The organism is Streptomyces thermoviolaceus (assembly GCF_045209695.1).
GTDB lineage: Bacteria > Actinomycetota > Actinomycetes > Streptomycetales > Streptomycetaceae > Streptomyces > Streptomyces thermoviolaceus.
Map to the genome: position 1 here is coordinate 3,742,635 of NZ_CP109280.1, position 25,232 is coordinate 3,767,866.

Here is a 25,232-nt window from a genome sequence, read left to right on the forward strand (position 1 = left end):
CGTCTTGTTAGACGTTCGAGAAGGCCGAAGGGTGGCGTCCGGGGCTCAACCCGCGCACTTGACCTCGTCCGCCGTGGACTGCCCGTCCACCTTGGGGGCCTTCGTCGGGGTGGTGAGCGGCACGCCGGCCCCCTTGAAGTCCCGGCCCAGGGTGAGCGTCATCTCCGGCAGGCCCTGCGCGTTGGTCACGCTCTCGCCCGGCTTGAGCGCGGACCCCGGCAGCCCCATGATCGCGGCGAGCTTGCGGGCCTGCGGGGCCTGGTCGGGGGCGTACTCCAGCGTCGTCTTGTCGATCTTCTCGGGCGCGTTGCCGCCGTTCTCCGACTTCAGCACGCCCTGGGTGTTCTGCAGCCAGGTGAGCGTCTGCTGCGCGGCCCCGTCGGGTCCGCCGCCGTTGAGCACGCGCACCCGCACCTCGGAGGCCGCGGACTGGGTGCCCTTCAGCCGGTCGGCGGCGTCGTCCTTCTCCTTCTTCTGCTTCTTCCTCACCTCGGTGAAGGAGACGTCGTTGCGGATGGAGTCGAAGACCGAGGGCGCCTGCTCGGGGTTGACGATGACCGTCTTGCGCACGGCGCCGTCCGCCGGGTTGTCGAGCACCGGGACGGTCAGGAAGGTGATGTTCTTCGTCGGCACCTTCTTCAGCTCCAGGGCGATGTCCTTGAGCGTGCTGACCTTGTCGATGCCCTTGTCGACGGTGAGCGCCTTGGTCGCCGCGTCGGCCAGGTCGTACAGCTTGGTCGGGTTGGTGAGGGTGTCGCTGGAGGACATCTTGCGCATCAGCGAACTCAGGAACTGCTGCTGCACCTTGATGCGGTCCAGGTCGCCCTGGTTGCCGAAGCTGTGCCGGGTGCGGACGAACGCCAGCGCCTGCTCGCCCTCGACGGTGTGCTCACCGGCGGACAGCTTCAGATGCGAGTCGGGGTCGTCCACGTCGTGCTTGAGACAGATGTCGACGCCGCCCACCGCCGTGGTCAGCGTCTTGACCGCGTTGAAGTCGGCCATCATGAAGTGGTCGGGCTGGATGCCGGTGACCTCCTTCACCGTGCGCATGGTGCAGCCCGCGTCCCGGCCGCTCTGGCCGAGGCTGGTGTTGAACCGGACGTTCTCCTCACCGGGGATGACCTTCGTCGAGCCGTCGGGCTGCTTGGTCGGGCAGTCCGGGATGTCCACGATCAGGTCACGGGGGATGCTCAGCGCCGTGGCGTTGGTGCGGTCCTTGGAGACGTGCAGCAGGATGTTGGTGTCCGCGTGGCCGACGCTGCCCTTGTCGCCGTAGCCTTCGTTGCCCTTGCCGGTGCGCTTGTCGGTACCGATGATCAGGATGTTGAAGGCCTCGTCCTTGCTGAAGCCGTCCTTGGCCGCGTCGCCGACGTCGGTGCTGGCGATGTTGCCCTCGAGGTGCTTGAGCACCAGATAGCCGGCACAGCCCGCGCCCACCAGCACGAACGCCATCGTCCCGCCGGTCCACGCCAGGACCTTCTTCGTCCGCGACTTCTTCTGCTTCTTCTGCGGCCGGCGTCCGCGGCGCCCGGGAGCGGGCTGCTCGGCGGGCGTGCCGCGGCGGCGCTGTCCGGGGACCGTGCGGGCGGGCGTGGCCTCGGGCTCCGGCCGGCGGCCGGACCGGCCGTCCGGGGTGTCGGGGGCGTCGGGGCGAGCGGAGGGAGTGGCGTCATCTCCGGGATCTGCTGGCCGTGGTGCGGGTTTGCGCGGTCCGGGCACCGACGGCTGCGCAGAGGGAGGGGACAGTCGCAGTTCGTATTCGCCGGTGTTCGGATTGAGTACCCACTGGTCTGCGGGGTCGATGTTCTCTTCCCGCCCACGGCCTTGCGCGTCCACGGTCGTCCGAACCCTCCGTCGGGGCCACGCGGCGCCTTCCCCTCGAGGCGCTCAGGTCTGGTCCTCCCAGTGCACGACCCCAGGGTCACCTCGCGGCCGGATGCACCGGATCGCTCACACTATCGGGCCTGTTGAGGATTGAGCGACGCCGGTGACGCATTCCACGTCCTCACACCTGGGCAATCCGCCCATTTCTTCGAAGAATCGCGGAGACGGAGTCGCTTCCGGCCAATCTTTTGTGCAGTGACCGACTCCCCGACGGGCCCCGCAGGGGGTGTGCGCATCCGTGGGGAGCGGCCTCCGGGTGGCTGCGGGGGCCAGGGTGCGCAGGAGAGGAAAACGTCCGGTGAATGCCCGCTGCGGGAATGGATGGTGCGTCACCGGTCGGTGAAATCCTGTGAAGTCTCTGAGAAATGAGCGGCGTGGCGGACGAAGTACCGCGCGTCGGTGCGGTGTCGGGGCGGGACCGGGTCGTGGGACGGCCCGGGCGCGTCGTCGGGCGACGGGGCGCGCCCGGGCCGGCAGGCAGCCCGCGGGGGCGGGCTCGCGGCGGGGTTCACCTCGCCGTCGTCGTGACCCGCTCGCTCTCGACGCGCTGGGCCAGCGCCTCCTCGTCCAACCGGTCCAGATTCCGGCACAGCACGACCGACCCACCGGTCGCGAGGGGCGCGTACAGGCCCGCGCTCAGTCCCCTCCAGGTGTCGTACGGCAGCCCCGACAGCAACCGCGAACCGGGGCCGGTCAGGCCGAGGTCGGGAGCGTCGCCGAGGGCCCGGTCCACGACCTCGGCCGCGGTGTACTCCGCGCCGGCCACGATCAGCGCGGGCTCCTCCGGGTCCACGGGCGCGAACGGCACGAACCGGTCGCCCTGCCCCGGCACTTCGACGGCGTAGTCGGCGAAACCCGCGGGCGGCTGCGGGAACCGGGCGCCGAGCGGGCGCAGGGACAGCGCGATGCGCTCCCCGGAACAGGCCCGCGCCTCCTCCAGCCGGTCCGGGCCGCTGACGACCACGTCGGCCGCCGCGGCGTTCCCGTCGACGTCCGCGCAGACCCCCACCGAGGCGCACGCCAGCAGCCACACGGCCGTCTGCCAGTGCGCCGGCAGCAGCAGGGCCACCCGGTCCCCGGGGCCGGCGGCGAGGTCCGACTGCAGCAGATTCGCGGTCTTGGCCACCCAGTTGGCGAAGGTGGCCACGGACAGCTCGACGCGTTCGCCCGTGGCGTCGTCGTAGAAGGTGATCAGGGGGCGTCCGGGATCCGCGGCCAGCGCGGAAGCCAGCAGGTCCGCGGGGGTTCGTTCGGTGGCGTTCATCCGCGTCAGCGTACGCGCCGCCGCGTCGGAGCCGTGCCCGCGGGCGCCGCCGGGGCCGGTGGCCGGTCACCGGTTCGGCCGAGGGACCGCCGGAGAAATCATAGGAAAAAACGACGCACCGTCAGCTCTTCGTGGACAGATATGTATGACCATGTACAAGATCGAGGACATGCGTCGAAACGGCATCCTCGTGTCCTCGATCGGTGTCACCAGCCTGTTCTGTCTCGCCCTCACCTCCGCCCTGCCCGCCACCGCGGTCCCGGCGGCCCCCGAAGCGGCGGCAGCGGCGGCGCACGGTGCGGCGGCGCGGGGCACGGCCCGGAGCGCCGTCCCCGGCACCACCCAGTCCCTGCCGCTGGTCCCGCTGGACGACACGCGGCTGCGCGGCCGCGGCGCCGGAGCGGTCCGCGAGCTGGGCCTGCGCCGAACCCGGGTGAGGCCCTTCTCGCTGCTCGGCGTCGTCTGGGACGATCCCCGCGCCCAACTCCACGGCAGCGCACAGGTCCGCACCCGGTCCGCCGCCACCGGCGCCTGGTCCGACTGGCAGGACCTGGAGACGCACCACGCCGGCCACGGACCCGATCCGTCCGGAGCCGCTCGCGCCGACGGCCCCGTGCACGGCGGCACCGCACCGCTGTGGGTCGGCGACAGCGACGCCGTGGAGGTGCGCGTGCGCGCCGCATCCGCGCCGGCGCGGGGCGCGGCGAAGCCGGGGCGGGACACCGGCCTGCCGCTGCCCGCGGGGCTGCGTCTGGAGCTGGTCGACCCCGGCGCTCCGGTCCTCACCGCAGGCGCCGCCCCCGCGGACGACGGGGCGTCCGCCAGCGATCCGGCCGAGGCCGCCAACGCGGCCCTCGCCCCGCCGGGCACGACCGTGATCCCGCCCGCCGACCGGGAACAGACCGAACGCGAACTGAGCGCGCTGCGCGCCACGGACCCGCAGCTGGACCGCAGCGCCGAGCCGCGGATCGGCCCGCGCCCGGGCATCGTCACCCGTCGCGGCTGGGGAGCGGACGAGTCCCTGCGGGAGAGCGGATTCGGCTACACGAAGAGGATCGAGGCGGTGTTCGTCCACCACACCGCCACGGGCAACGCCTACACCTGCGCGCAGGCACCCTCGGTCGTCCGCAGTATCTACCGCTACCACGCCAAGAGCATGGGCTGGCGCGACATCGGCTACAACTTCCTCATCGACCCGTGCGGAACCATCTACGAGGGCCGGGCCGGAGGGGTGGCCAGACCCGTCCTCGGCGCCCACACCTTGGGCTTCAACAGTGACACCGTGGGCGTCGCCGTCATCGGCACCTACACCACGGCCCGGCCCTCCTCCGCCGCCGTCGACGCGGTGGCACGGCTGGCGGCCTGGAAGCTCGGGCTCTACGGGGCGGATCCCCGCGGACACACATATCTGACGTCCGGCGGTGGCAACCTCCATCAAAAAGGGAAGAAGGTACGCCTGCACGTGATCTCCGGCCATCGGGACGGATTCGCCACCGAATGCCCCGGCGGGCGGCTCTACGGCGAGCTGGGCACGATCCGCACGGCCGCCGCGCGCCACCAGGGCCGCTGAGGAGCACGACCGGCACCGCACCGAGGGCGTCGGAGAGCTGAGACAACTGGTTCGAACGCTGTGGCAACGGTCTGCATACACTGGCCGGCCGAAAGGACCCATCGGCCGGTCCCGGCAGGAAGCAGAGACGACAGGTGACAGAAGCGATTCTCCTGGTCGGCGGCAAGGGCACCCGGCTGCGCCCGCTCACCGTGCACACCCCCAAGCCCATGGTGCGGGCGGCGGGCGTGCCGTTTCTCACGCACCAGCTGGCGCGGGCCCGGGCGGCGGGCGTGGAGCACATCGTGCTGGCCACGTCCTACCTGGCCGAGGTCTTCGAACCGTACTTCGGCGACGGCTCCTCGCTCGGACTCCACCTGGAGTACGTGACGGAGGAGGAGCCGCTGGGCACCGGCGGCGCGATCCGCAACGCCGCCGCACGCCTGCACTCCGGCCCCGACGAGCCGGTGCTGGTCTTCAACGGGGACATCCTCACCGGGCTCGACATCCAGGCCCTGGTGCGCACCCACCAGGACACCGGCGCGGACGTCTCCCTGCACCTGACGAAGGTGACGGACCCCCGGGCGTACGGGCTGGTGCCCACCGACGCCACCGGCCGGGTGCTGGCCTTCCTGGAGAAGCCGCAGACCCCCGAGGAGATCGTCACCGACCAGATCAACGCCGGGGCGTACGTCTTCCGGCGCTCGGTCGTCGACACCATCCCGCAGGGCCGCCCGGTGTCGGTGGAGCGGGAGACCTTCCCCGAGCTGCTGGCCGCCGGCGCCCATCTGCAGGGCATGGTGGACTCCACCTACTGGCTGGACCTCGGTACTCCGGCCGCGTTCGTGCGCGGCTCGGCGGACCTGGTCCTCGGCCGCGCCCCCTCCCCGGCCGTGCCCGGCCGCTGCGGCGACCGGCTGATCCTGCCCACGGCCGTCGTCGCCCCCGACGCCAAGCTGACGGGCGGCACGGTGGTGGGCGAGGGCGCGTTCGTCGCCGAGGGGGCGCGGGTGACGGGCAGTGCGATCCTGCCCGGTGCGGTCATCGAGCCGGGCGCCGTCATCACCGACTCCCTCATCGGCACCCGCGCCCGCATCGGCACCCGGTCCGTGCTGACCGGCACGGTCATCGGCGACGGCGCGGTGGTGGGCGCCGACAACGAGCTGAGGGAGGGCGTCCGGGTCTGGTGCGACGCCCGCATCCCGGCGGGCGCGGTGCGCTTCTCCTCGGACCAGTAGCGCCGCACGCCGACCGGGCGGCCACGGCCTCACAGGCGCCCGACGTGCCCTCGGGGCATGCGCGGTGCCCTGCGCGGCGGCACCTGTCCGCTCAGCAGGATCAGCCGGGCCGCCCGGTGCCGCTGCCCGGCGTACGGCTCGAGCAGGCGCAGCATCTCGGCGTCGTCCGCGTGCCGGTTCCCGGCCAGCGCGTACCCGACGATCCCCGGCAGATGCAGGTCCCCGGTCGTCACCTCGTCCGGCGCGCCGTGACTGCGCTGCACGGTCTCCGCCGACGTCCACGGCCCGATCCCGGCCACCGCCTCCAGCCGCTGCCGTGCCGCCGCCGGGGACATCGCCGCCGCCTCCTCCAGCCGTGCCGCGACCCGCACCGCCCGCAGCACCGTGGAGGCCCGCTTGTCGTCGACCCCGGCGCGGCGCCACTCCCAGGACGGGATCAGCGCCCAGGTGCGCGGCTCCGGCATCACATACATCCGCGCGGGCGCCGGACCGGGCGCCGGCTCGCCGAACCTCCGCACCAGCGTGCGCCACGCCGCGTACGCCTCGACCGTGGTCACCTTCTGCTCCAGCACGGTCGGGATCAGCGACTCCAGCACCAGCCCGGTCCGCGTCAGCCGCAGCCCGGGACGCCGGTGCCGGGTCAGCGCCAGCAGCCGGTGCCGGGGGCGGAACGCCGACGGGTCGTCGGCGGCGCCGAGCAGGTCGGGCAGCCGCTCCAGCAGCCACTCGGCTCCCGGCCCCCACGCCTGGCCCCGCACCGAGCCGCCCTGCGCGGTGACCCGGAGGGTGGCCGGGCCCAGCGGGGTACGGCTGGCCCGCCACACGGATCCGTCGGGCAGGGCACGGAACGTCGGGTCGCCCGGGCCGCGCCGCAGCGGGCCGAGCACCAGGCGCAGATCCAGCGGGCCCTCGGGCGTCCAGGTGCGCTCCCGGCCCGGGGCGGCCGCCTGCCGCGGCACACCCGCGGGCACGGCGGCCCGGCCCGCGCGCACCGTGGTGCCGGCGGGCCGCGGAGCGAAACGTCCTGCCACGGACGACGAGCCTAGGCGGTCCGGCGTCCGGGCGGGCCGCCGGACGCTGCCCGGCCGGGTGGCGTGCCTCACCGAGGGACCGGCCGGGTGGCGTGCCTCACCGCGCGCCCGGACGGGCGGCCGCCCTCAGCGCACCTCGATGAACGCGGACGCCTGCCGCTCCGGCCGCGGCCGGGGCTCCTCGGCCGGGTGCCCGACGGCGACGGCACCCATCGGATCCCACTCCTGGGGCAGGTCCAGCACCTCGCGCACCACGTCCCGGCAGAACATCGTCGACGACACCCACGCCGAGCCGAGCCGCTCCCCGGCGAGCGCCACCAGGAAGTTCTGCACCCCGGCCCCGGCGGCCACCACGAACATCTCCCGCTCGGCGGCATCGCGCCGGGCGTCGCCGTAGGTGTGCGCACCGTCCATGACCAGGCAGGGCACCACCAGGTACGGGGCGTTGCGCAGCACGTCGCCGCGGCGGATGCGCTTGGCGATGGACTCCTCGCTCTTGCCGTCGCGCCTGAGGTCCGCGATCCAGGCCTCGCGCATGGCGTCCAGCAGCCGGGTCCGTGTCGCGGCGGACTCCAGCAGCACGAACCGCCACGGCGTGGTGTGGTGCGGGGCGGGCGCCGTGACCGCCGCCGCCACCGCGCGCCGCACGGCGCCGGGGTCGACGGGCTCGTCGGTGAAGGTCCGCACGGTGCGCCGCTGGGTGACCGCCTCCCGGACGGCCTCGGAGGTGCCGAGCCGGAACATGTCGTCGCGTGCGCCGCGCACCAGGGCCCGGGCGCCCGGTCCGTCCTCGGCGCTCACCAGATGCCCCAGCCCGCGCACCACGGCCACCGGCAGCCCGGCCGCCTTGCCCTTGACCAGGTCGCCGGCGGCGGCGAGTTCGTCGGCGGTGGCGACCACGGTGGCCCGCAGCGGGTTGCCGTGCGCGTCCGTGCCGCCGCGCAGGTCGTCCAGGACGCGGAGGCCGGCGGCGCCGATCGCGACGTCGGTGAGCCCGACCCGCCACGGGCGGCCGAAGGTGTCGGTGACGACGACCGCGACGTCGACGCCGAGGGTCTCGCGCAGGCCGTCCCGGATGGCGCGTGCGGAGGCGTCCGGGTCCTCGGGCAGCAGCAGCACGGTGCCGGGAGCGGTGTTGGAGGCGTCGACGCCGGCGGCGGCCATGACCAGCCCCTGCCGGTTCTCCACGATGCGCAGCGACCCGCGCCGGGCCACCACCCGGACCGTCTCGGCGTCGATGGCGGCCTCCCGGTCGGCCGCCCGCTGCACCCGTCCCTCCGCCTTGGAGACGATCTTCGAGGTGACCAGCAGCACGTCACCGTCCGCGAGGCCCGGTTCCGCCTCGGCGATCAGCTTGGCCAGGTTCGCTCCCGGGGCGACCTCCGGTATCCCGGACACCGCCCACACCCGGTAGGCGGGCGCACCGCCCGCTCCCGGCGCGGTGGCGTCCGGCCCCGGTGCCGACGACGTGCCGCTCATGCGCCGCGCACCTCCTCGGCCAGGGCCAGCGCCTCGCGTGCCATCTGCGCGGCGGCGTCGACGTCCGTCATCATCAGCGGCACCGCCCGGCACCGGATGCCGGCCGCCTCGACGCGCTCCACCGAGGCGGCGTCCACCGTGTCGACGAGCCAGCCGTCGAGCAGACCCGAGCCGTAGTGCTCGGCCACCGCGGCGGCCGTGGCCTCCACCCCGACCGCCGCGAGCACCTTGTCGGCCATGCCGCGCACCGGGGCGTCCCCGACGATGGGGGACAGGCCGATCACCGGCACCCCGGCGTCCGCGATCGCCTCCCGGATGCCGGGCACCGAGAGGATGGTGCCGATGGAGACCACCGGGTTGGACGGCGGGAAGAGGATCACCTCGGCCTCGGAGATCGCCTCCAGCACCCCCGGCGCGGGCTTGGCCTGCTCGGCACCGACCGGCACGACGGCCTCGGCGGGCACCGATGCGCGCAGCCGCACCCAGTACTCCTGGAAATGGATCGCCTTGCGCTGCCCGTCGATCTCCACGGCGACATGGGTCTCCACCCGGTCGTCGGACATCGGGATCAGCCGGACGCCGGGCTTCCACCGGTCGCACAGCGCCTCGGTCACCGCGCTGAGCGGATAGCCGGCGCTCAGCATCTGGGTGCGCACGATGTGCGTGGCGAAGTCGCGGTCGCCGAGCCCGAACCACTGCGGTCCGACGCCGTAGGCCGCCAGCTCCTCCTTGACGTGGAAGGTCTCCTCGGCCCGGCCCCAGCCCTGCTCCTCGTTGATGCCGCCGCCGAGGGTGTACATCACCGTGTCCAGGTCCGGGCAGACCTTCAGCCCGAAGAGGTGGATGTCGTCGCCGGTGTTGCCGATGACCGTGACGTCCGCGTCCGGCACGGCATGCTTCAGACCGCGCAGGAACCGGGCACCACCGATGCCGCCTGCCAGAACCACAATCCGCATGGGACCAGTGTGTCAGCCGGGTACGACAACCCCGCGCCGCCCGCCCGCCGGTGACGCTCACCCGCCGACGGCGCCCGCCTCCTGGTGCACGGGCTCGGCGCGGGCCGCGCTGCAGGTGGCGGAGGGGTGCATGGGCATCTCGGTCAGTCCGGGGAAGTAGATGTGCAGGCTGACGGCCGGGTGCAGCGTGTCGTTGACGACCTCGTGCGTGTACCCGGGCGCGAACACACGCTGCGCGCCCGCGGCCAGGGCGCGTGCGCCCCGGTGCGTGTGCTCGGTGAGCGTGCCCTCCAGGACGGTCAGCACACCGGAGGACGGGCCGTGGTCGTGCCGGCCGGTGCCCTGCCCGGGCAGCCAGGACAGCAGCCACACCTCGTAGCCGGGGCCGGTGCGCAGCCGGTGGTACCAGCGGGTGGTGGCGTCGTACCGGACGAGGTGCTCCCACTGCGCCCGGTCGGCCGCGACGGTGCGGGCCAGCCCGGCGAACTCGGCCACCGTGGCCGGATGCTCGCGCGGGGGCTGCAGCAGGTGGGGAACTTCGAGGATGTCGCCGGCGATCTGCAGGTCGCTGTCGCTTCTCATGGGTGCGGTGATTCCTGGGAGCGGAAGGAAGAGCGGCAAGGAACGGGACGCCGGGCCGTGCACAGCGGAGGGCGACGGGCCCGGACGGCGGCTGGAGCGCGCGTGCGCGCGTGGCTCAACAGCCGCAGCAGCGACAGCTACAGCAGGCGCGGGCAGCACCGTGGGACCCGGCGGTGCGGGTCGGGACGGATGCCGAGTGCGCGAGCATGCCCCCCAGGAGACCGGCTCACACCCCCTGTGTCAACTCGGCGCCCGGTATGCGGACACCTTTCACCTCTTCCGGTTCATCTGCGGAACGAAAGGTTTGCGCCGGGAGAAGGTGGGACACATGGCGCACAAGCCGGGCGCGCAAGCCCCGTTGCGATCCTGTGATGCGACTGTGATCCGGCTCGCTTCGGGGAAGCGTGTCGGAACGGGATCGGCGACTGCGGCGTCCTTCCTTGCGTCGGGCCCGGAGCGACTCCGGGACGAGGGTGGAGGCCTGTGAACCCCGACTCTGTGTCAAGGTTTATGCCGATTTGCACACTTTCTGCGCGGCCTTGGTTCCGCAGAGTGAATAAGGGGCTCAATAGCAGATCTCGGCTTGACTCGCCCGGAGCAGCACACTTGTAATTTCACTCGTGTCGTTCAGCCGGGATCGGTAACGGCTACATCACGGGGACGCGAAACAGACGAGGGGCGCACATGACCGAGCTGGTGCAGCAACTGCTGGTCGACGACGCGAACGAAGAACTCGGCTGGCAGGAGCGCGCGCTGTGCGCCCAGACCGACCCCGAGTCCTTCTTCCCGGAGAAGGGCGGCTCCACCCGCGAGGCCAAGAAGGTCTGCCTGGCCTGCGAAGTCCGCTCCGAGTGCCTCGAGTACGCATTGGCCAACGACGAGCGGTTCGGCATCTGGGGCGGTCTGTCGGAGCGCGAGCGCCGCCGCCTGAAGAAGGCAGCCGTCTGAGCGGCCGCCGGGACGGACACCGGCCGCCGCTTCTCACGTCCGAGCGAGTTCCCCGGTCGGCATCTGACGCAGCGCCACATCACCTGCAAGCTCTGGAAACGTCACCGACGGCCCGCCGCCCGTGGTTGTCCACAGGCCGCGGGCCGACGTTCTGCCCAGCCAGTAGTGTGGTCGCTCGTCCGAGACGCCCCGTGCCCTGACGGAGCACCGGCGTCCACCGCAGTCCATTCGAACCGGGGCCGTGTATCTCGATGTCCGTGCACAGCCATACGGCAGCCCACCCCGACGCCGCAGCAGCGCCGTCCCGTCCCCCGAGCGCGACACAGGTCGCTCCGGCCGACCCGAACCGTCCGCCGGAGTACCCGCGGCACGTCGTCACCGCCGTCCTCGTCTCCCACGACGGCACCCGCTGGCTGCCCGACGCGCTGGCCGGACTCCTCGGCCAGGAACGGCCCGTGCAGTACGCCGTGGCCGCCGACACCGGCAGCGCCGACGACTCCGCGCAGCTCGTCGCCGACGCCCTCGGCCCCGACCAGGTGGTCCACCTGGCCCGCCGGACCGGATTCGGGCAGGCAGTCGAGGAAGCGCTGCGCATCGCACCCGTGCTCACCCCCGACGACCTGCCGTACCTCAAGCGCCCCAGTGGCTGGGACCCCGTCACGCGCACCTGGCGCGACGACGCCTACGACATGCCCGAGCTGCCGTACGGCGAGCCCGTGCAGTGGCTGTGGCTGCTGCACGACGACTGTTCTCCCGAACCCGACGCGCTCGCACAGCTGTTGAGGGTCGTCGACAACGAGTACGAACTCGGCCGCGAGGACGTGGCCGTCGTCGGCCCCAAGCTGCGCGGCTGGTACGACCGACGGCAGCTGCTCGAAGTCGGCGTCAGCATCGCCAACTCCGGCCGCCGTTGGACCGGCCTGGAACGCCGCGAACAGGACCAGGGACAGCACGACCACGTCCGCTCCGTGCTGTCGGTGTCCACCGCCGGGATGCTGATCCGCCGTGACGTCTTCGAACAGCTCGGCGGATTCGACCGCCGGCTGCCCCTGATGCGCGACGACGTCGACCTGTGCTGGCGCGCCAACGCCGCCGGATACCGCGTCCTGGTCGCACCCGACGCCGTGATGCGGCATGCCGAGGCCGCCTCCCGCGAACGCCGCACCGTCGACTGCGTGGGCCGCACCGCCGCCTCGCCCCACAAGGTCGACAAGGCCGGTGCCGTCTACACCCTTCTCGTCAACACCCGTACTGCGGCGCTGCCCTGGGTGTTCCTGCGCGTCGTGCTGGGCACCCTGCTGCGCACCCTCGCCTACCTCGTCGGCAAGGTCCCCGGCCAGGCCCTGGACGAGGTCCGCGGCCTGGCCGGAACTCTGCTGCGTCCCGAACGCATCATCGCCGGCCGGCGCAGCCGCGGGGCACCGCAGATCGACAAGGGCGAGCTGCGCGCCCTGTTCCCGCCGCCCGGCGCGACCGTCCGGATCACCGTCGAACAGGTCGCGAGCAACCTCGTCGGCCGCTCCGACCCCGAGCTGTCCTCGGCCGGCCGGCACGGCGGCGCCCTGGAGTCCGGGCCCGGCGGCGACGACGCCGACTTCCTGGAGATCGAGCAGTTCGCCCGGCTCAAGCGCATCGCCCGCAAACCCGGCCCGGTGCTCTTCCTGCTGCTCCTGCTGGTCTCCCTCGTCGCCTGCCGCAATCTGCTCGGCGGCGGCTCCCTCGCCGGCGGCGCCCTGCTCCCCGCCCCCGACGGAGCCTCTGACCTGTGGGCGCGCTACCTGGACTCCTGGCATCCGGTGGGCGCGGGCGGCACCGCCTCCGCACCGCCCTATCTCGCGATCGTCGCGCTGCTGTCCTCGCTGCTGCTCGGCTCGACCGGCCTGGCGATCACCGTCCTGCTGGTCGCCTCCGTGCCGCTGGCCGGGTTCTCCGCCTACTTCGCTTCCCGCCCGCTGGTGCCCTCGCGGCTGCTGCGCGCCTGGGCGGCCGTCGTCTACGCCTTCCTGCCCGCCGCCACCGGCGCCCTGGCCACGGGCCGGGTCGGCACCGCGGTGCTGGCCGTGCTGCTGCCGCTGATCGCCCGTGCCGCCGTCGCCGCGAGCGGCCTGGCCGGCCCCGCCGGCACCCGCGGCAGCTGGCGCGCCACCTGGGCCTACGCCCTGCTGCTGACCGTCACCACGGCCTTCACGCCGATCGTGTGGCCGCTCGCGCTCGTCCTCGGCCTGGCCGTGCTCGTCGTGCGCCGCGGCGACTGGGCGGCCCGCGGACTGCGCCTGCTGGCCCAGATCGGCACCCCGCTGCTGGTGCTGGCGCCCTGGTCGCTGACGCTGCTGCCGTTCGGCTTCTTCCACGAGGCCGGACTGGACTACGGCCCGTCGGCCGCGTCCGCCCTGGACCTGCTCGGCGCCTCCCCGGGCGGCCCCGGCACCGTGCACGGCCTGATGCTCATCGGCGTCGTCCTGGCCGCCCTGGCCGCCCTGCTGCGTTCGGAGCGCCGGCGCGCCATCCTCGCCGCCTGGACCACCGCCCTGGTGGCCCTCGTCTTCGCCGTCCTGGCCAACGACTCGGCCTGGGCCGGGCCCGCCACCCTCGTCTACGGGCTCGCACTGCTGTGCGCCGCCCTGCTCGGCGCCGACGGCGCCCGGGCCCGCGTGGCCGAGCTGAGCTTCGGCTGGCGCCAGCCGGTCGCCGCCCTGATCGCCTTCGCCTGCGCGGCCGGCCCGCTGCTGGCCGCCGTCGGCTGGATGATCCGCGGCGCCGACGACCCGCTGCGGCGCCGCGACCCGGTGCAGGTGCCCGCGTTCGTGGCGGAGGAGAGCCGCGGCAGCGACCAGGCCCGCACCCTGGTCGTGGACAGCACGTCCCCCGACCGCGTCCACTACATGCTGGTGCGCGGCTCCGGTGCCCGCATGGGCGACGGCGAGCTGCTGTCCGCCACCGGCGGCAACAGCCGCCTGGACCAGGTCGTCGCCCGCCTGGTCGCCGGCTCGGGCGCGGACCAGACCGACCAGCTCGGCGGCTTCGCCGTGCGCTACGTCCTCGTGCACAAGGGCGCACCGCGCGCCATCGGCCGCGTCCTCGACGCCACCCCCGGCCTGACCCGGCTCAGCCAGCAGAACGGCAGCGCGCTGTGGCGAGTGGACCACGAGGTCGCCCGCGCCACCGTCCTGCCCAGCTCCGGCGCCGCGTCCTCCGCCGGACAGCCCGTCGCCGCCGGTCCCGTGGAGATCCACACCAAGATCCCCGCAGGAGCCGAGGGACGGGTGCTGCGCCTGGCCGACTCCGCCGCCCCGGGCTGGACGGCCACCCTGGACGGCAAGCCGCTCAGCCCCGTCACGGTCGACGGCTGGGCCCAGGGCTTCCGCCTGCCCGCCTCCGGCGGCCGCCTCGACGTCACCTACGACGACCCCTTCGGCCACACCGCCTGGCTGTGGGCGCAGGGCGTCCTCGCGCTCGTCCTCGTCGTCCTCGCCCTGCCCGGCCGGCGCAGCGACGTCGACGACGACCTCCCCGAGGAGCAGCCGCCGGCCGCGCAGACGGCCGGTGAGGGACGCCGTGCCCGCAGGCTGCGCGCCCAGGCGGAGGCCGAGCAGACCGGACAGACGGACACGTCGGCCCCGGCTCAGGCCGAGCCGGCTCCGGCGGACGCCACCGCGGCCGTACCGCACCAGCAGCCGTACGACGACCACCGGTCCTCCGACGAGCACGGCCGGTCCCACGACGGGCAGCAGTCCTACGCCGCGGGACAGTCCTACGACGGCTGGGACGGCACCGCCCCCGGCGCCTCGCCCGAGTACGGAGCGCCCGGGTACGGGACGTACGCCGGCCAGGACCAGCAGGCCGCGCCCGCCGGATCCGCACCGTACGCGCAGGACGCCTACGACCCGACGTACCAGGACGCCTACGACCCGACGTACCAGGACGGCACCGCCCACGGCTACCCGGCCGGCACCGCCGACCCCTACCAGACCGGCACCGCGGACCCGTACCAGAGCGGCCAGTACGACCCGTACGCCTACGGCGGCCCGGCGTCCACGGCGCCCTACGACCCGGCCCACCATCAGGGCTACGAGCAGGGCTACCAGCAGCCCTACGATCCGGCCCAGCAGTCCGCGCACGGCACCGCCGGCGAGCACCCCCACGGGAGCCAGCAGTGAACCGCACGACCCTGTCCCTGATCGCCTGCACCGCCGCGCTCGCCGCCGTCACCGGGTTCGCCGCGTTCGACCCCCCGGACGCGGCCGGCACCGGCTCCACCGGGTCCAGCGCCCGGCTGCCCGTCGAGCGCACCACCTTGGTCTGCCCGTCGCCCAGCAACTCCGACATCGCCGACACCACGTACAGCTCGTTCACCCCCGTCACCCAGGGCACCCCCGGTGACGGGACGACCGAGCTGAAGCCGGCCACCGGGCAGCAGGCCGGCGGCACGGGCGACAGCGGGGAGGACGAGAGCGAGGACGGCGACGGCAAGGGGGAGGACGGCGACGGGAAGAAGGACGACGGCGGCAGGGCCGCCGGCACGCCCGACCTGAAGCCCGAGCAGCCCGGCACCCCCGTCACCAGCGACGTCTCCGGCTCGGACACGCCCGCGCTGGTCGGCACCGCCGACGGCAAGTTCGCGCCGGGCTGGACCGTGCAGGAGACCACCGAGATCGCCGCCGGCACCGGCCGCGGACTGCTGGGTCTGGACTGCGCCGCCCCGGACACCGACTTCTGGTTCCCCGGCGCGAGCACCTCCGCCGACCGCACCGACTACGTCCACCTCACCAACCCCGACGACTCCGCCGCGGTCGTCGACATCGACCTGTACGGCAAGGACGGCGCCGTGAAGTCGACGCTGGGCGAGGGCATCACCGTCCCGCCGCACTCCACCGAGCCGGTGCTGCTGTCCACGCTCTCCGACACCGCGCAGGACGATCTGACGGTGCATGTGAGCGTGCGCAGCGGCAGGGTCGGCGCGGCCGTGCAGGCGCTGGACGACAAGCTCGGCGGGGACTGGCTGGCCGCCGCCGCGGACGCGGCGGACACCGTGGTGCTGCCGGGCATCCCCAAGGACGCCACCTCCGTGCGGCTGATCGCCTTCTCGTCCGCCGACGCCGACACCGACCTGAAGGTGCAGCTCGCCTCGCCCTCCGGCCTGATCACGCCCGCGGGCCACGACACCGTGCACATCAAGGGCGGCACGACCACCGCCGTCGACCTCGGCGACCTCACCCGAGGCCAGGCCGGTTCCCTGGTGCTGACCCAGGACGACCCGGCCGTGCCGGTGGTCGCGGCGCTGCGGGTGATACGGGGCAAGGGCGACCAGCAGGAGAGCGCGTTCATCCCGTCGACCGCCCCCTTCACCACGCGGGCCACGGCGGCCGGCAACAGCGCCGAGGGCACCACGCTGTCCCTCACGGCCCCCACCGCGACCGCCCAGGTCAAGGTCACCGCGTCGGCGGGCAGCGACGGTGGCACGGAGGTCTCCAAGACGTTCACCATCCAGCGGGGCACCACCCAGGACATCACCCCGCCGGTGCCGGACGGCCTCAAGGGCACCTACGCCCTGACCGTGCAGCGTCTGTCGGGCGGCCCGGTGTACGGGGCGCGCACCCTGACCTCGACCGGCGACGGCGTCGCGGGTGTCACGACACAGACCCTCCCCGACGACGGAGGCACCGTCGCGGTACCGCAGGCCGACCAGGACGTCTCCGTCCTGCAGCAGTGAGGCGGCAGTGGTGACGGGGCGCGGCGACCGCACACCGGCCCCGTCACCGCGACGCCCGCACCCGGCGGCACAGCACGCGGCACCGCGGTGTCGGCGGCCCGGCGGGCCGCCCGCCGCTCAGTCCTCCCCGTACCGGGGGTCGACCGTCTCCGGGGTCAGCCCGAGCAGGTCGGCCACCTGCTCGACCACCACCTCGTGCACCAGCGCGGCCCGCTCGTCGCGCCCCTTGCTGCGGATCTCCACCGGCCGCCGGTAGACGACGACCCGGGCGCGCTGCCCGTCACGGGCCGGCATCGTGCTGCCGAGCGGCACCGGGTCGTCGCTCCAGGCCTGCCCCGGCCCGTCCAGCCGTGGCACGTCCAGCACCAGGAAGTCGATGTCGGCCAGCTGCGGCCACCGCCGCTCCAGACGGTCCACGGAATCCTGCACCAGATCCGCGAACACCTCGGCGCGGCTGGCCGCGAGCGGCACCTGCGGCGGCGCGATCGGGCCGCGCATGCCCCGGCCGTGGCGATCACGCCGTCGGGGCCCGGAGCCGGCGGCACGGGGAGGTACACGGTTGTCCATCACCGGTGAAGCGTAGTCCTCGGCGCAGGCCCGTGCCCGGCTCCGACTTGATACCGATTCCGGCCAAGCTCGGACTCGATTGCGTATCGCTCCACGAACGAGGAGCTCCACGTGATCGGCGGATTTTGTACCCATTCGTGACCGGGACACAAGGGGTCGCAGATCTCATCGCGTGGCGTCTGTGCAGGTCAGAGCGGTGCCCGGAGAGGCCGATGTGGGGTGTTTCACATGGCGACACGGCGGGTGACCTGGTGGAGAGTCGTCGCGGCCCGCTCAAGAGTGCGGTACCGTCCAACATCGTGAGCCCTGTACGTCGCTGTTCGCGAACCGCTTGCGGCCGTCCCGCCGTAGCGACGCTGACGTACGTCTACGCCGACTCGACCGCGGTTCTCGGCCCCCTGGCCACCTATGCCGAACCCCACTGCTACGACCTGTGCGCCGAGCACTCCGAGCGCCTGACCGCGCCCCGCGGCTGGGAGGTCGTCCGGCTCCTGGACGGCTCCGCCCCCGCCCGGCCCAGCGGTGACGACCTGGAGGCGCTCGCCAACGCGGTGCGCGAGGCGGCCCGCCCGCAGCAGCGCGCGGCGCAGGCCGGTGGCGGACCGGCGCGCGGTGCCGACCCGATGGAGGTCGCCCGCCGCGGCCATCTGCGGGTGCTGCGCTCCCCGGACAGCTGAGACGAGCTTCCCGGACACCCCACAGAACCGTTCGTCCGTGCCGTCGGCATCCCGCCCGCCGGCACCTCACGGCGACCGGCCCGCCGCCGACCGGCCGCACCACCCCCGGCGTCACCGCCTCTTGACGTCGCGCACGCCTCGCGGCAGCGTCGTCGAGCCCGTCCGGGACGGGTAGTTTGTGGTGACCTACAGGGACTTCGGAAGGGTGGCCGTGGCTGCTGCTGATCTGTCGCAGATCGTGAAGGCGTACGACGTGCGCGGGGTGGTCCCGGACCAGTGGGACGAGTCGCTGGCGGAGCTGTTCGGGGCGGCCTTCGCCCAGGTGACCGGGGCCGACGCCGTCGTCGTCGGACACGACATGAGGCCCTCCTCGCCGGGACTCGCCCGCGCCTTCGCCCGCGGTGCGGCACGCCGCGGCGCGGACGTCACCGAGATCGGGCTGTGCTCCACGGACCAGCTGTACTACGCCTCGGGCGCACTCAACCTGCCGGGCGCCATGTTCACCGCCTCGCACAACCCGGCGCAGTACAACGGCATCAAGATGTGCCGTGCCGGGGCGGCCCCCATCGGTCAGGACACCGGCCTCGCCGAGATCCGCGCCCTCGTCGAGCAGTGGCAGCAGACCGGGGGCCCCGCACCGGCCGACCGGGAGGGCACCGTCACACGCCGTGAGACGCTGCCGGACTACGCCGCCCACCTGCGCTCCCTGGTCGACGTCACCGGCATCCGCCCGCTGAAGGTCGTCGTCGACGCCGGCAACGGCATGGGCGGCCACACCGTGCCCACCGTGCTGTCCGGGCTGCCCGTCGACCTGGTTCCGATGTACTTCGAACTGGACGGCACCTTCCCCAACCACGAGGCCAACCCGCTGGACCCGGCCAACCTCGTCGACCTGCAGCAGCGCGTCCGCGCCGAGGGCGCCGACCTCGGCCTCGCCTTCGACGGCGACGCCGACCGCTGCTTCGTCGTCGACGAACGCGGAGAGCCCGTCTCCCCGTCGGCGATCACCGCTCTGGTCGCCGCCCGGGAACTGGCCCGCCACGGCGGCCAGGGCGTGATCATCCACAACCTCATCACCTCCTGGTCGGTCCCGGAGGTGGTGCGCGAGCACGGCGGCACCCCCGTGCGCACCCGCGTGGGCCACTCCTTCATCAAGGCGGAGATGGCCCGCACCGGCGCCATCTTCGGCGGCGAGCACTCCGCGCACTACTACTTCAAGGACTTCTGGAACGCCGACACGGGCATGCTGGCCGCCCTGCACGTCCTGGCCGCGCTCGGCAGCCAGGACGCACCGCTGTCCGCCTTGGTCGCCCAGTACGACCGCTACGTCGCCTCCGGCGAGATCAACTCCACGGTCGCCGACCAGCAGGCCCGCCTGGCCGCGCTCCGCGCCGCCTGGACCGGCCGCGACGACGTACGCCTCGACGACCTGGACGGGCTCACCGTCACCGCCGCCGACTGGTGGTTCAACGTCCGCCCGTCGAACACCGAGCCGCTGCTCCGCCTGAACGCCGAGGCCCGCGACGAGGCCACCATGACCAAGATCCGCGACGAGGTGCTGGCCCTTCTGCGGGCCTGACCGCCCCCCGCGCACCGCCCCCACCGGCGGTAACCTGACCAGGCACGTCTGTTCCCGCTGAACCCCCGACGCTCCGAAGGGACCCCTCATGCCGCTGGAAGCCGGCCTTCTGGAGATCCTCGCCTGCCCCGCCTGCCACGCCCCGCTCAAGGAGCAGGACGACGAGCTGATCTGCACCGGCCAGAGCTGCGGCCTGGCCTACCCCGTCCGCGACGGCATCCCCGTCCTGCTCGTCGACGAGGCCCGCCGCCCCGCATGATTCCGGGAACCCGGAACACGGGTGACCGGTGCAGGCAGGACAGCGGCGGACCCGCGCACGCGGCGCCCGCCGACGCGCCGTGCGCCCGGTGACCTGACGCGCCGACGACCCGACGTCCCCGGCCCCGGCGCCCGGAGCCCGATCGGAGGTTGCCGCCCATGCTCGACGAAACGCTGCTCGACGCCCCGGAGGCACTCGCCGAGGCCGACCGCCGGGGACTGCTCCGCGGCGCCGCCGAGGCCGGTGCCCGGGTCCGCACCGCCGTCCGGCACGCCGCCGAGGCCGGCATCGGCGAGCTGAAACCCGACGGCCGCCCCCGCGCCGTCCTCATCGCCGGACCCGGCGCCGCCGCCACCCACACGGCCGACCTGCTCGGCACCCTGGCCGGCGCCGGCAGCCCGGTCACCCGGCTGGCGCCCAGCGGCGTCGCCCCCGCCGCCGGCGCACTGCGCTGGGACCTGCCCGGCTGGGCCGGCTCCGTCGACCTGCTGCTCATCGCCACCCCCGACGGAACCGAACCGAGCCTGACCCTGCTCACCGACCAGGCGTACCGGCGCGGCCTCACCGTCGTCGCGGTCGCCCCCGCCCGCACCCCGCTCGCCGACGCCGTCGAGGCCGCGCACGGCCTGTTCGTGCCCATGGCGACCGCCCCCTACGACCAGGACGAACCGCTCGCCGGCTCGGCTCCCGGCGTGCTGTGGGCGCTGCTCACCCCGCTGCTCGCGCTGCTGGACCGGGTCGGACTGCTCACCGCCCCGTCGGACACCCTGCAGGCCGTCGCCGACCGGCTGGACCAGGTCGCCGAACGCTGCGGTCCCGCCATCGCCACCTACAGCAACCCGGCCAAGACCCTCGCCGCCGAACTCGCCGACGCCCTGCCGCTCATCTGGACCGAAGGCACCTCCGCCGGCCCCGCCGGCCGCCGGTTCGCCGCCGGGCTCGCCGAACTCTCCGGCATCCCCGCGGTCGTCGCCGAACTGCCCGAGGCCCTGGCCGCGCACAGCGCCCTGCTCGCCGGGCCGCTGGCCGCCAACGCCGACCCGGACGACTTCTTCCGCGACCGCGTCGAACAGCCGCCCGCGTTGCACGCCCGCGTGGTGCTGCTCCGCGACCGTCCCCTCGGCGGCCTCACCGCCGCCCCCGCCGCCCGCGACCTGGCCCTCAGCCACGACACACCGGTCAGCGAGCTGGAACCGGAACCCGGCGGGGAGATCGAGACGCTCGCGGAACTCATCTCCATCACCGATTTCGCCGCCGTCTACCTGGCGCTCGCCACCACCCGATGACCCGGACCCGCCCGTGACCCGTGCGGGTCGGCGTACTCGGCCCGCACCGCCGCGACGGACGATCCGCCACGTTCGCAGAAAGAAGCGCATGGACCGCCTCGACAACACCGTCCGCCCCTACGCCTGGGGCTCCACCACCGCCATCCCGCAGCTGCTCGGTGTCGAACCGAGCGGCGAACCGCAGGCGGAGATGTGGATGGGCGCCCACCCCGCGGCCCCCTCGCGCACCGCGCGCGGCACCCTCCTTCAGGTCGTCGAGGCCGACCCGGAGGGCGAACTCGGCGCCGACACGGTCGCCAAGTTCGGCCCCCGGCTGCCCTTCCTGCTGAAGATCCTCGCCGCCGGCGCCCCCCTGTCCCTCCAGGTCCACCCCGACCGCCGGCAGGCCGAGGAGGGCTGGGCCGACGAGGAGCGCCGCGGCATCCCCGTCGACGCCCCGCACCGCAACTACAAGGACACCAACCACAAGCCCGAGCTGATCTGCGCGCTCACCGAGTTCGACGGGCTGTGCGGCTTCCGCGCCCCCGCCGAGGCCGCGAACCTGCTCGCCGCCCTCGGCGTCGACTCCCTCGAGCCCTACGTCGACCTGCTGCGCGCCCGCCCCGAGGAAGCGGCCCTGCGCGAGGTCCTCACCGCGGTCCTCACCGCCGACCGCGAGGAGATCGCCCGCACCGTCGCCGAGGCCGCGGACGCCTGCGCCCGCCTCGGCGGCGCCCACGCCCCCTACGCCGACATCGCCCGCCACTACCCCGGCGACCCCGGCGTCCTCGCCGCGATGCTCCTCAACCACGTCCGGCTGCGGCCCGGCGAGGCCCTCTTCCTCGGCGCCGGCGTCCCGCACGCCTACCTCAGCGGCCTCGGCGTGGAGATCATGGCCAACTCGGACAACGTGCTGCGCTGCGGACTGACCCCCAAGCACGTCGACGTGCCCGAACTGCTGCGCATCGTCCGCTTCGAGGCGGGCGACCCCGCGGTGCTGCGCCCCGAGGCCGGCGCGGACGGCGAGGAGGTCTACGACACCCCCATCGACGAGTTCCGCCTCTCGCGCTTCGTGCTGTCCGAGGGGGCCGCAGCACGCGACCTCACCCTGCCCACCCCGCAGATCCTGCTCTGCACCGCCGGTGTCGTGCAGGCGGGTGAGCACCGTCTCACCCCCGGGCAGTCGGTGTTCGTGCCGGCTCAGGAGAAGGCCGAGATCTCCGGCGCGGGCACGGTCCACCGGGCCACCGTCGTCGTCTGATCGGCCCGTCCGGCGCATAGGGGGCGATACCGGGCAGGGTCGGTGCCGCCCCTGGCGGATACGGCCTGCCGCCGCCCGCCGGGCCTGTCACAATGTCCCACCGGCAGCGCGGGAAAGGACCGCGACGGCACAGGGCTTCGCCACCCGCCCGCACGGGCTCCGTCACCGGCGAGCCCGTGCCGGTGACAGGGACGCAGGCGAAGGGACAACGGGGACACCATGAGTGCGTCAGGCGGCACCAAGGCGATCGTGGCGGCGCTCGGCGCCAATCTGGCGATCGCGGCATCGAAGTTCGTTGCCTTCGCCTTCAGCGGCTCGTCCTCGATGCTCGCCGAGGGCGTCCACTCGATCGCGGACTCCGGCAACCAGTTCCTGCTGCTGATCGGCGGCAAGAAGGCCCAGCGCCAGGCCACCCCCCAGCATCCCTTCGGCTACGGCCGCGAGCGGTACATCTACGCCTTCCTGGTCTCCATCGTCCTGTTCTCCATCGGCGGCATGTTCGCCGTCTACGAGGGCTACGAGAAGATCCGCCACCCGCACGAGCTGGAGCACTGGTACTGGCCGGTGGCCGTCCTCGTCTTCGCGATCTGCGCCGAGGGCTTCTCCTTCCGCACGGCCATCAAGGAGTCCGACGAGCTGCGCGGAAAGCTCTCCTGGAAGGAGTTCATCCGCCGCGCCAAGGCGCCCGAGCTGCCCGTCGTCCTGCTGGAGGACTTCGGCGCCCTGGTCGGTCTCGTCCTCGCCCTCCTCGGCGTGGGCCTGGCGCTGCTGACCGGCAACGGCGTCTGGGACGGCATCGGCACCGTCTGCATCGGTGTCCTGCTCGTCCTGATCGCCCTCGTCCTGGCCGCCGAGACCAAGTCGCTGCTGCTGGGCGAGGCCGCCGGCGCCGACGTGCTCCGGCAGATCGAGGCCGCCATGGTGGACGGCACCACCGTGCCCCGCATCATCCACATGCGCACCCTGCACCTCGGTCCCGAGGAACTGCTGATCGCCGCCAAGATCGCCGTGCGGCACGACGACAGCGCCGCCGAGGTCGCGTCCGCCATCGACGCCGCCGAGGCCCGCGTCCGCGCCGCCGTCCCCATCGCCCGCGTCATCTACCTGGAGCCGGACATCTACCGCGAGTCCGAGGCCGCCAAGGGACCGGACCCGGAGGCGACCCCCGGCGGCCGCGGGCCGCAGTCCGCGTCCGGTCACTGAGCCGGTCACCCGAGCGGGCCGCCGGCCGCCGTGCCGGCGGCCGCGCAATGTCTCGATCCGAGCGGACGCGGACTGGGGACGACGGGGCGCCTCGGTGTAGTTTGGGTCGGAGCCAGACGTCGCTGCTGATGGCGGTCGGGCGGCCCGGGGACGGGCCGACCGAGGGAGAGAGGGCCTCCGACGGACTGCGCTGCGCGTACGTGGGCATGATGGTGTCCGTTTCGGGCGCCCTGTGTCCGCCGGCGCGCAGGTCAGCCGTACCCACCTCGACCCGACACCGAGGAGCAGCTCGTCATGACGACTGTCGAGAACCGACAGGACTTCAAGGTCGCCGACCTGTCCCTGGCCGAGTTCGGCCGCAAGGAGATCACCCTCGCCGAGCACGAGATGCCCGGCCTCATGGCGATCCGCAAGGAGTACGCCGACCAGCAGCCGCTGAAGGGCGCCCGGATCACCGGCTCCCTGCACATGACCGTCCAGACGGCCGTGCTGATCGAGACGCTGGTCGCGCTCGGCGCCCAGGTGCGCTGGGCCTCCTGCAACATCTTCTCCACCCAGGACCACGCGGCCGCCGCCATCGCCGTCGGCCCGAACGGCACCCCGGACAACCCCCAGGGCGTTCCGGTCTTCGCATGGAAGGGCGAGACCCTCGAGGAGTACTGGTGGTGCACGGAGCAGGCCCTGACCTGGCCCGACAGCCCCACCGGCGGCCCGAACATGATCCTGGACGACGGCGGTGACGCCACCCTGCTGGTCCACAAGGGCGTCGAGTACGAGAAGGACGGCAAGGTCCCCTCGCCCGACACCGCCGAGTCCGACGAGCACCGCGTCATCCTCGAGCTGCTGACCCGCACCCTGGCCGAGAACCCGCAGAAGTGGACCCGGCTCGCCTCGGAGATCCGCGGTGTCACCGAGGAGACCACCACCGGCGTGCACCGGCTGTACGAGATGCAGCGCGAGGGCACCCTCCTCTTCCCGGCGATCAACGTCAACGACTCCGTCACCAAGTCGAAGTTCGACAACAAGTACGGCTGCCGGCACTCCCTGGTCGACGGCATCAACCGCGCCACCGACGTCCTCATCGGCGGCAAGACCGCCGTGGTCTGCGGCTACGGCGACGTCGGCAAGGGCTGCGCGGAATCCCTGCGCGGTCAGGGCGCCCGCGTGATCGTCACCGAGATCGACCCGATCTGCGCCCTGCAGGCGGCCATGGACGGCTACGAGGTCACCACGCTCGACGAGGTGATCGACAAGGCCGACATCTTCGTCACCGCCACCGGCAACCGGGACATCATCATGGCCTCGGACATGGCCAAGATGAAGCACCAGGCCATCGTCGGCAACATCGGCCACTTCGACAACGAGATCGACATGGCCGGCCTCGCCAAGATCCCGGGCATCGTCAAGGAAGAGATCAAGCCGCAGGTCCACACCTGGACCTTCCCGGACGGCAAGAAGATCATCGTGCTGTCCGAGGGCCGCCTGCTCAACCTCGGCAACGCCACGGGCCACCCGTCGTTCGTGATGTCCAACTCCTTCGCGAACCAGACGATCGCCCAGATCGAGCTGTTCACCAAGCCGGACGCCTACCCGACCGGCGTGTACACGCTGCCGAAGCACCTGGACGAGAAGGTCGCCCGCCTCCACCTGGACGCGCTCGGCGTGAAGCTCACCAAGCTCCGCCCGGAGCAGGCCGCCTACATCGGCGTCGACGTCGACGGCCCGTACAAGCCGGACCACTACCGCTACTGACCGTCGGCCGCTGTCGCACCGCGCGACG

General features: G+C 73.4%; 19 protein-coding genes. 12 read left to right on the forward strand and 7 right to left on the reverse strand.

All coding sequences use genetic code 11. The annotated features are described in order from the left end of the window. Positions 1-45 precede the first annotated feature (45 nt). Together OG899_RS16475 and OG899_RS16480 are read right to left on the reverse strand one after the other, a co-directional pair. Positions 46-1,836, reverse strand: a complete 1,791-nt coding sequence (locus OG899_RS16475; protein ID WP_125496915.1) for an LCP family protein — start codon at positions 1,834-1,836, stop codon at positions 46-48. 556 nt (positions 1,837-2,392) lie between these two features. Further along, the gene (locus OG899_RS16480) at positions 2,393-3,148 is read right to left on the reverse strand and encodes a TIGR03089 family protein (protein ID WP_125496916.1); all 756 of its coding nucleotides are present in this window, start codon (positions 3,146-3,148) and stop codon (positions 2,393-2,395) included. 151 nt (positions 3,149-3,299) lie between these two features. Between OG899_RS16480 and OG899_RS16485 the strand changes: the two genes are divergently transcribed. Then, on the forward strand, positions 3,300-4,718 hold the full coding sequence (locus tag OG899_RS16485; protein WP_125496938.1) for a peptidoglycan recognition protein: 1,419 nt from the start codon (positions 3,300-3,302) through the stop codon (positions 4,716-4,718). 134 nt (positions 4,719-4,852) lie between these two features. Next, the gene (locus OG899_RS16490; RefSeq protein WP_125496917.1) at positions 4,853-5,935 is read left to right on the forward strand and encodes an NDP-sugar synthase; all 1,083 of its coding nucleotides are present in this window, start codon (positions 4,853-4,855) and stop codon (positions 5,933-5,935) included. Positions 5,936-5,964: 29 nt separating this feature from the next. Here the strand turns inward: OG899_RS16490 and OG899_RS16495 are convergent, their stop codons facing one another. The 4 genes from OG899_RS16495 to OG899_RS16510 form a co-directional block, all read right to left on the reverse strand. After that, positions 5,965-6,966: a DNA-3-methyladenine glycosylase gene (locus OG899_RS16495; protein ID WP_125496918.1), complete on the reverse strand. Its 1,002-nt coding sequence runs from the start codon at positions 6,964-6,966 to the stop codon at positions 5,965-5,967. A gap of 126 nt (positions 6,967-7,092) precedes the next feature. Further along, entirely contained in the window at positions 7,093-8,445 is a 1,353-nt protein-coding gene (locus OG899_RS16500) for a coenzyme F420-0:L-glutamate ligase (RefSeq protein ID WP_125496919.1), read from the reverse strand. Beyond that, entirely contained in the window at positions 8,442-9,401 is a 960-nt protein-coding gene (gene cofD / locus OG899_RS16505; RefSeq protein ID WP_125496920.1) for a 2-phospho-L-lactate transferase, read from the reverse strand. Before cofD ends, OG899_RS16500 begins: the two co-directional genes overlap by 4 nt. Before the next feature lie 57 nt (positions 9,402-9,458). Next, positions 9,459-9,983, reverse strand: a complete 525-nt coding sequence (locus tag OG899_RS16510) for a cysteine dioxygenase family protein (RefSeq protein WP_125496921.1) — start codon at positions 9,981-9,983, stop codon at positions 9,459-9,461. Between the two features lie 684 nt (positions 9,984-10,667). On the opposite strand from OG899_RS16510, the gene OG899_RS16515 reads away from it, so the two are divergent. The 3 genes from OG899_RS16515 to OG899_RS16525 all read left to right on the forward strand — a co-directional run bounded on the left by OG899_RS16515 (position 10,668) and on the right by OG899_RS16525 (position 16,641). Continuing rightward, positions 10,668-10,931: a WhiB family transcriptional regulator gene (locus tag OG899_RS16515; RefSeq protein ID WP_108951581.1), complete on the forward strand. Its 264-nt coding sequence runs from the start codon at positions 10,668-10,670 to the stop codon at positions 10,929-10,931. Positions 10,932-11,182: 251 nt separating this feature from the next. Beyond that, positions 11,183-15,088, forward strand: a complete 3,906-nt coding sequence (locus tag OG899_RS16520; protein ID WP_168132445.1) for a glycosyltransferase family 2 protein — start codon at positions 11,183-11,185, stop codon at positions 15,086-15,088. Next, positions 15,085-16,641, forward strand: coding sequence for a DUF5719 family protein (locus OG899_RS16525; protein ID WP_168132444.1), 1,557 nt, complete (start codon positions 15,085-15,087; stop codon positions 16,639-16,641). Before OG899_RS16520 ends, OG899_RS16525 begins: the two co-directional genes overlap by 4 nt. 117 nt (positions 16,642-16,758) lie before the next feature. On the opposite strand, the gene OG899_RS16530 is transcribed toward OG899_RS16525, so the two are convergent. Next, positions 16,759-17,208, reverse strand: coding sequence for a metallopeptidase family protein (locus tag OG899_RS16530; RefSeq protein WP_125496939.1), 450 nt, complete (start codon positions 17,206-17,208; stop codon positions 16,759-16,761). Positions 17,209-17,459: 251 nt separating this feature from the next. On the opposite strand from OG899_RS16530, the gene OG899_RS16535 reads away from it, so the two are divergent. The 7 genes from OG899_RS16535 (at position 17,460) to ahcY (ending at position 25,204) form a co-directional block, all read left to right on the forward strand. After that, positions 17,460-17,885: a DUF3499 domain-containing protein gene (locus OG899_RS16535; RefSeq protein WP_125496924.1), complete on the forward strand. Its 426-nt coding sequence runs from the start codon at positions 17,460-17,462 to the stop codon at positions 17,883-17,885. Between the two features lie 211 nt (positions 17,886-18,096). Then, a complete protein-coding gene (locus OG899_RS16540; RefSeq protein ID WP_168132443.1) occupies positions 18,097-19,464 on the forward strand; it encodes a phosphomannomutase/phosphoglucomutase in 1,368 nt (455 codons plus the stop codon). Positions 19,465-19,552: 88 nt separating this feature from the next. Further along, positions 19,553-19,723, forward strand: coding sequence for a Trm112 family protein (locus tag OG899_RS16545; RefSeq protein ID WP_125496926.1), 171 nt, complete (start codon positions 19,553-19,555; stop codon positions 19,721-19,723). 158 nt (positions 19,724-19,881) lie between these two features. Beyond that, the gene (locus OG899_RS16550; protein ID WP_251506731.1) at positions 19,882-21,009 is read left to right on the forward strand and encodes an SIS domain-containing protein; all 1,128 of its coding nucleotides are present in this window, start codon (positions 19,882-19,884) and stop codon (positions 21,007-21,009) included. Between the two features lie 88 nt (positions 21,010-21,097). Then, complete coding sequence (gene manA / locus OG899_RS16555) at positions 21,098-22,249, forward strand: mannose-6-phosphate isomerase, class I (RefSeq protein WP_125496928.1); 1,152 nt, start codon at positions 21,098-21,100, stop codon at positions 22,247-22,249. 219 nt (positions 22,250-22,468) lie between these two features. After that, positions 22,469-23,452: a cation diffusion facilitator family transporter gene (locus tag OG899_RS16560; protein WP_125496929.1), complete on the forward strand. Its 984-nt coding sequence runs from the start codon at positions 22,469-22,471 to the stop codon at positions 23,450-23,452. A 294-nt stretch (positions 23,453-23,746) separates the two neighbouring features. After that, a complete protein-coding gene (gene ahcY, locus OG899_RS16565) occupies positions 23,747-25,204 on the forward strand; it encodes an adenosylhomocysteinase (RefSeq protein WP_125496930.1) in 1,458 nt (485 codons plus the stop codon). The last annotated feature ends 28 nt before the right edge of the window (positions 25,205-25,232 follow it).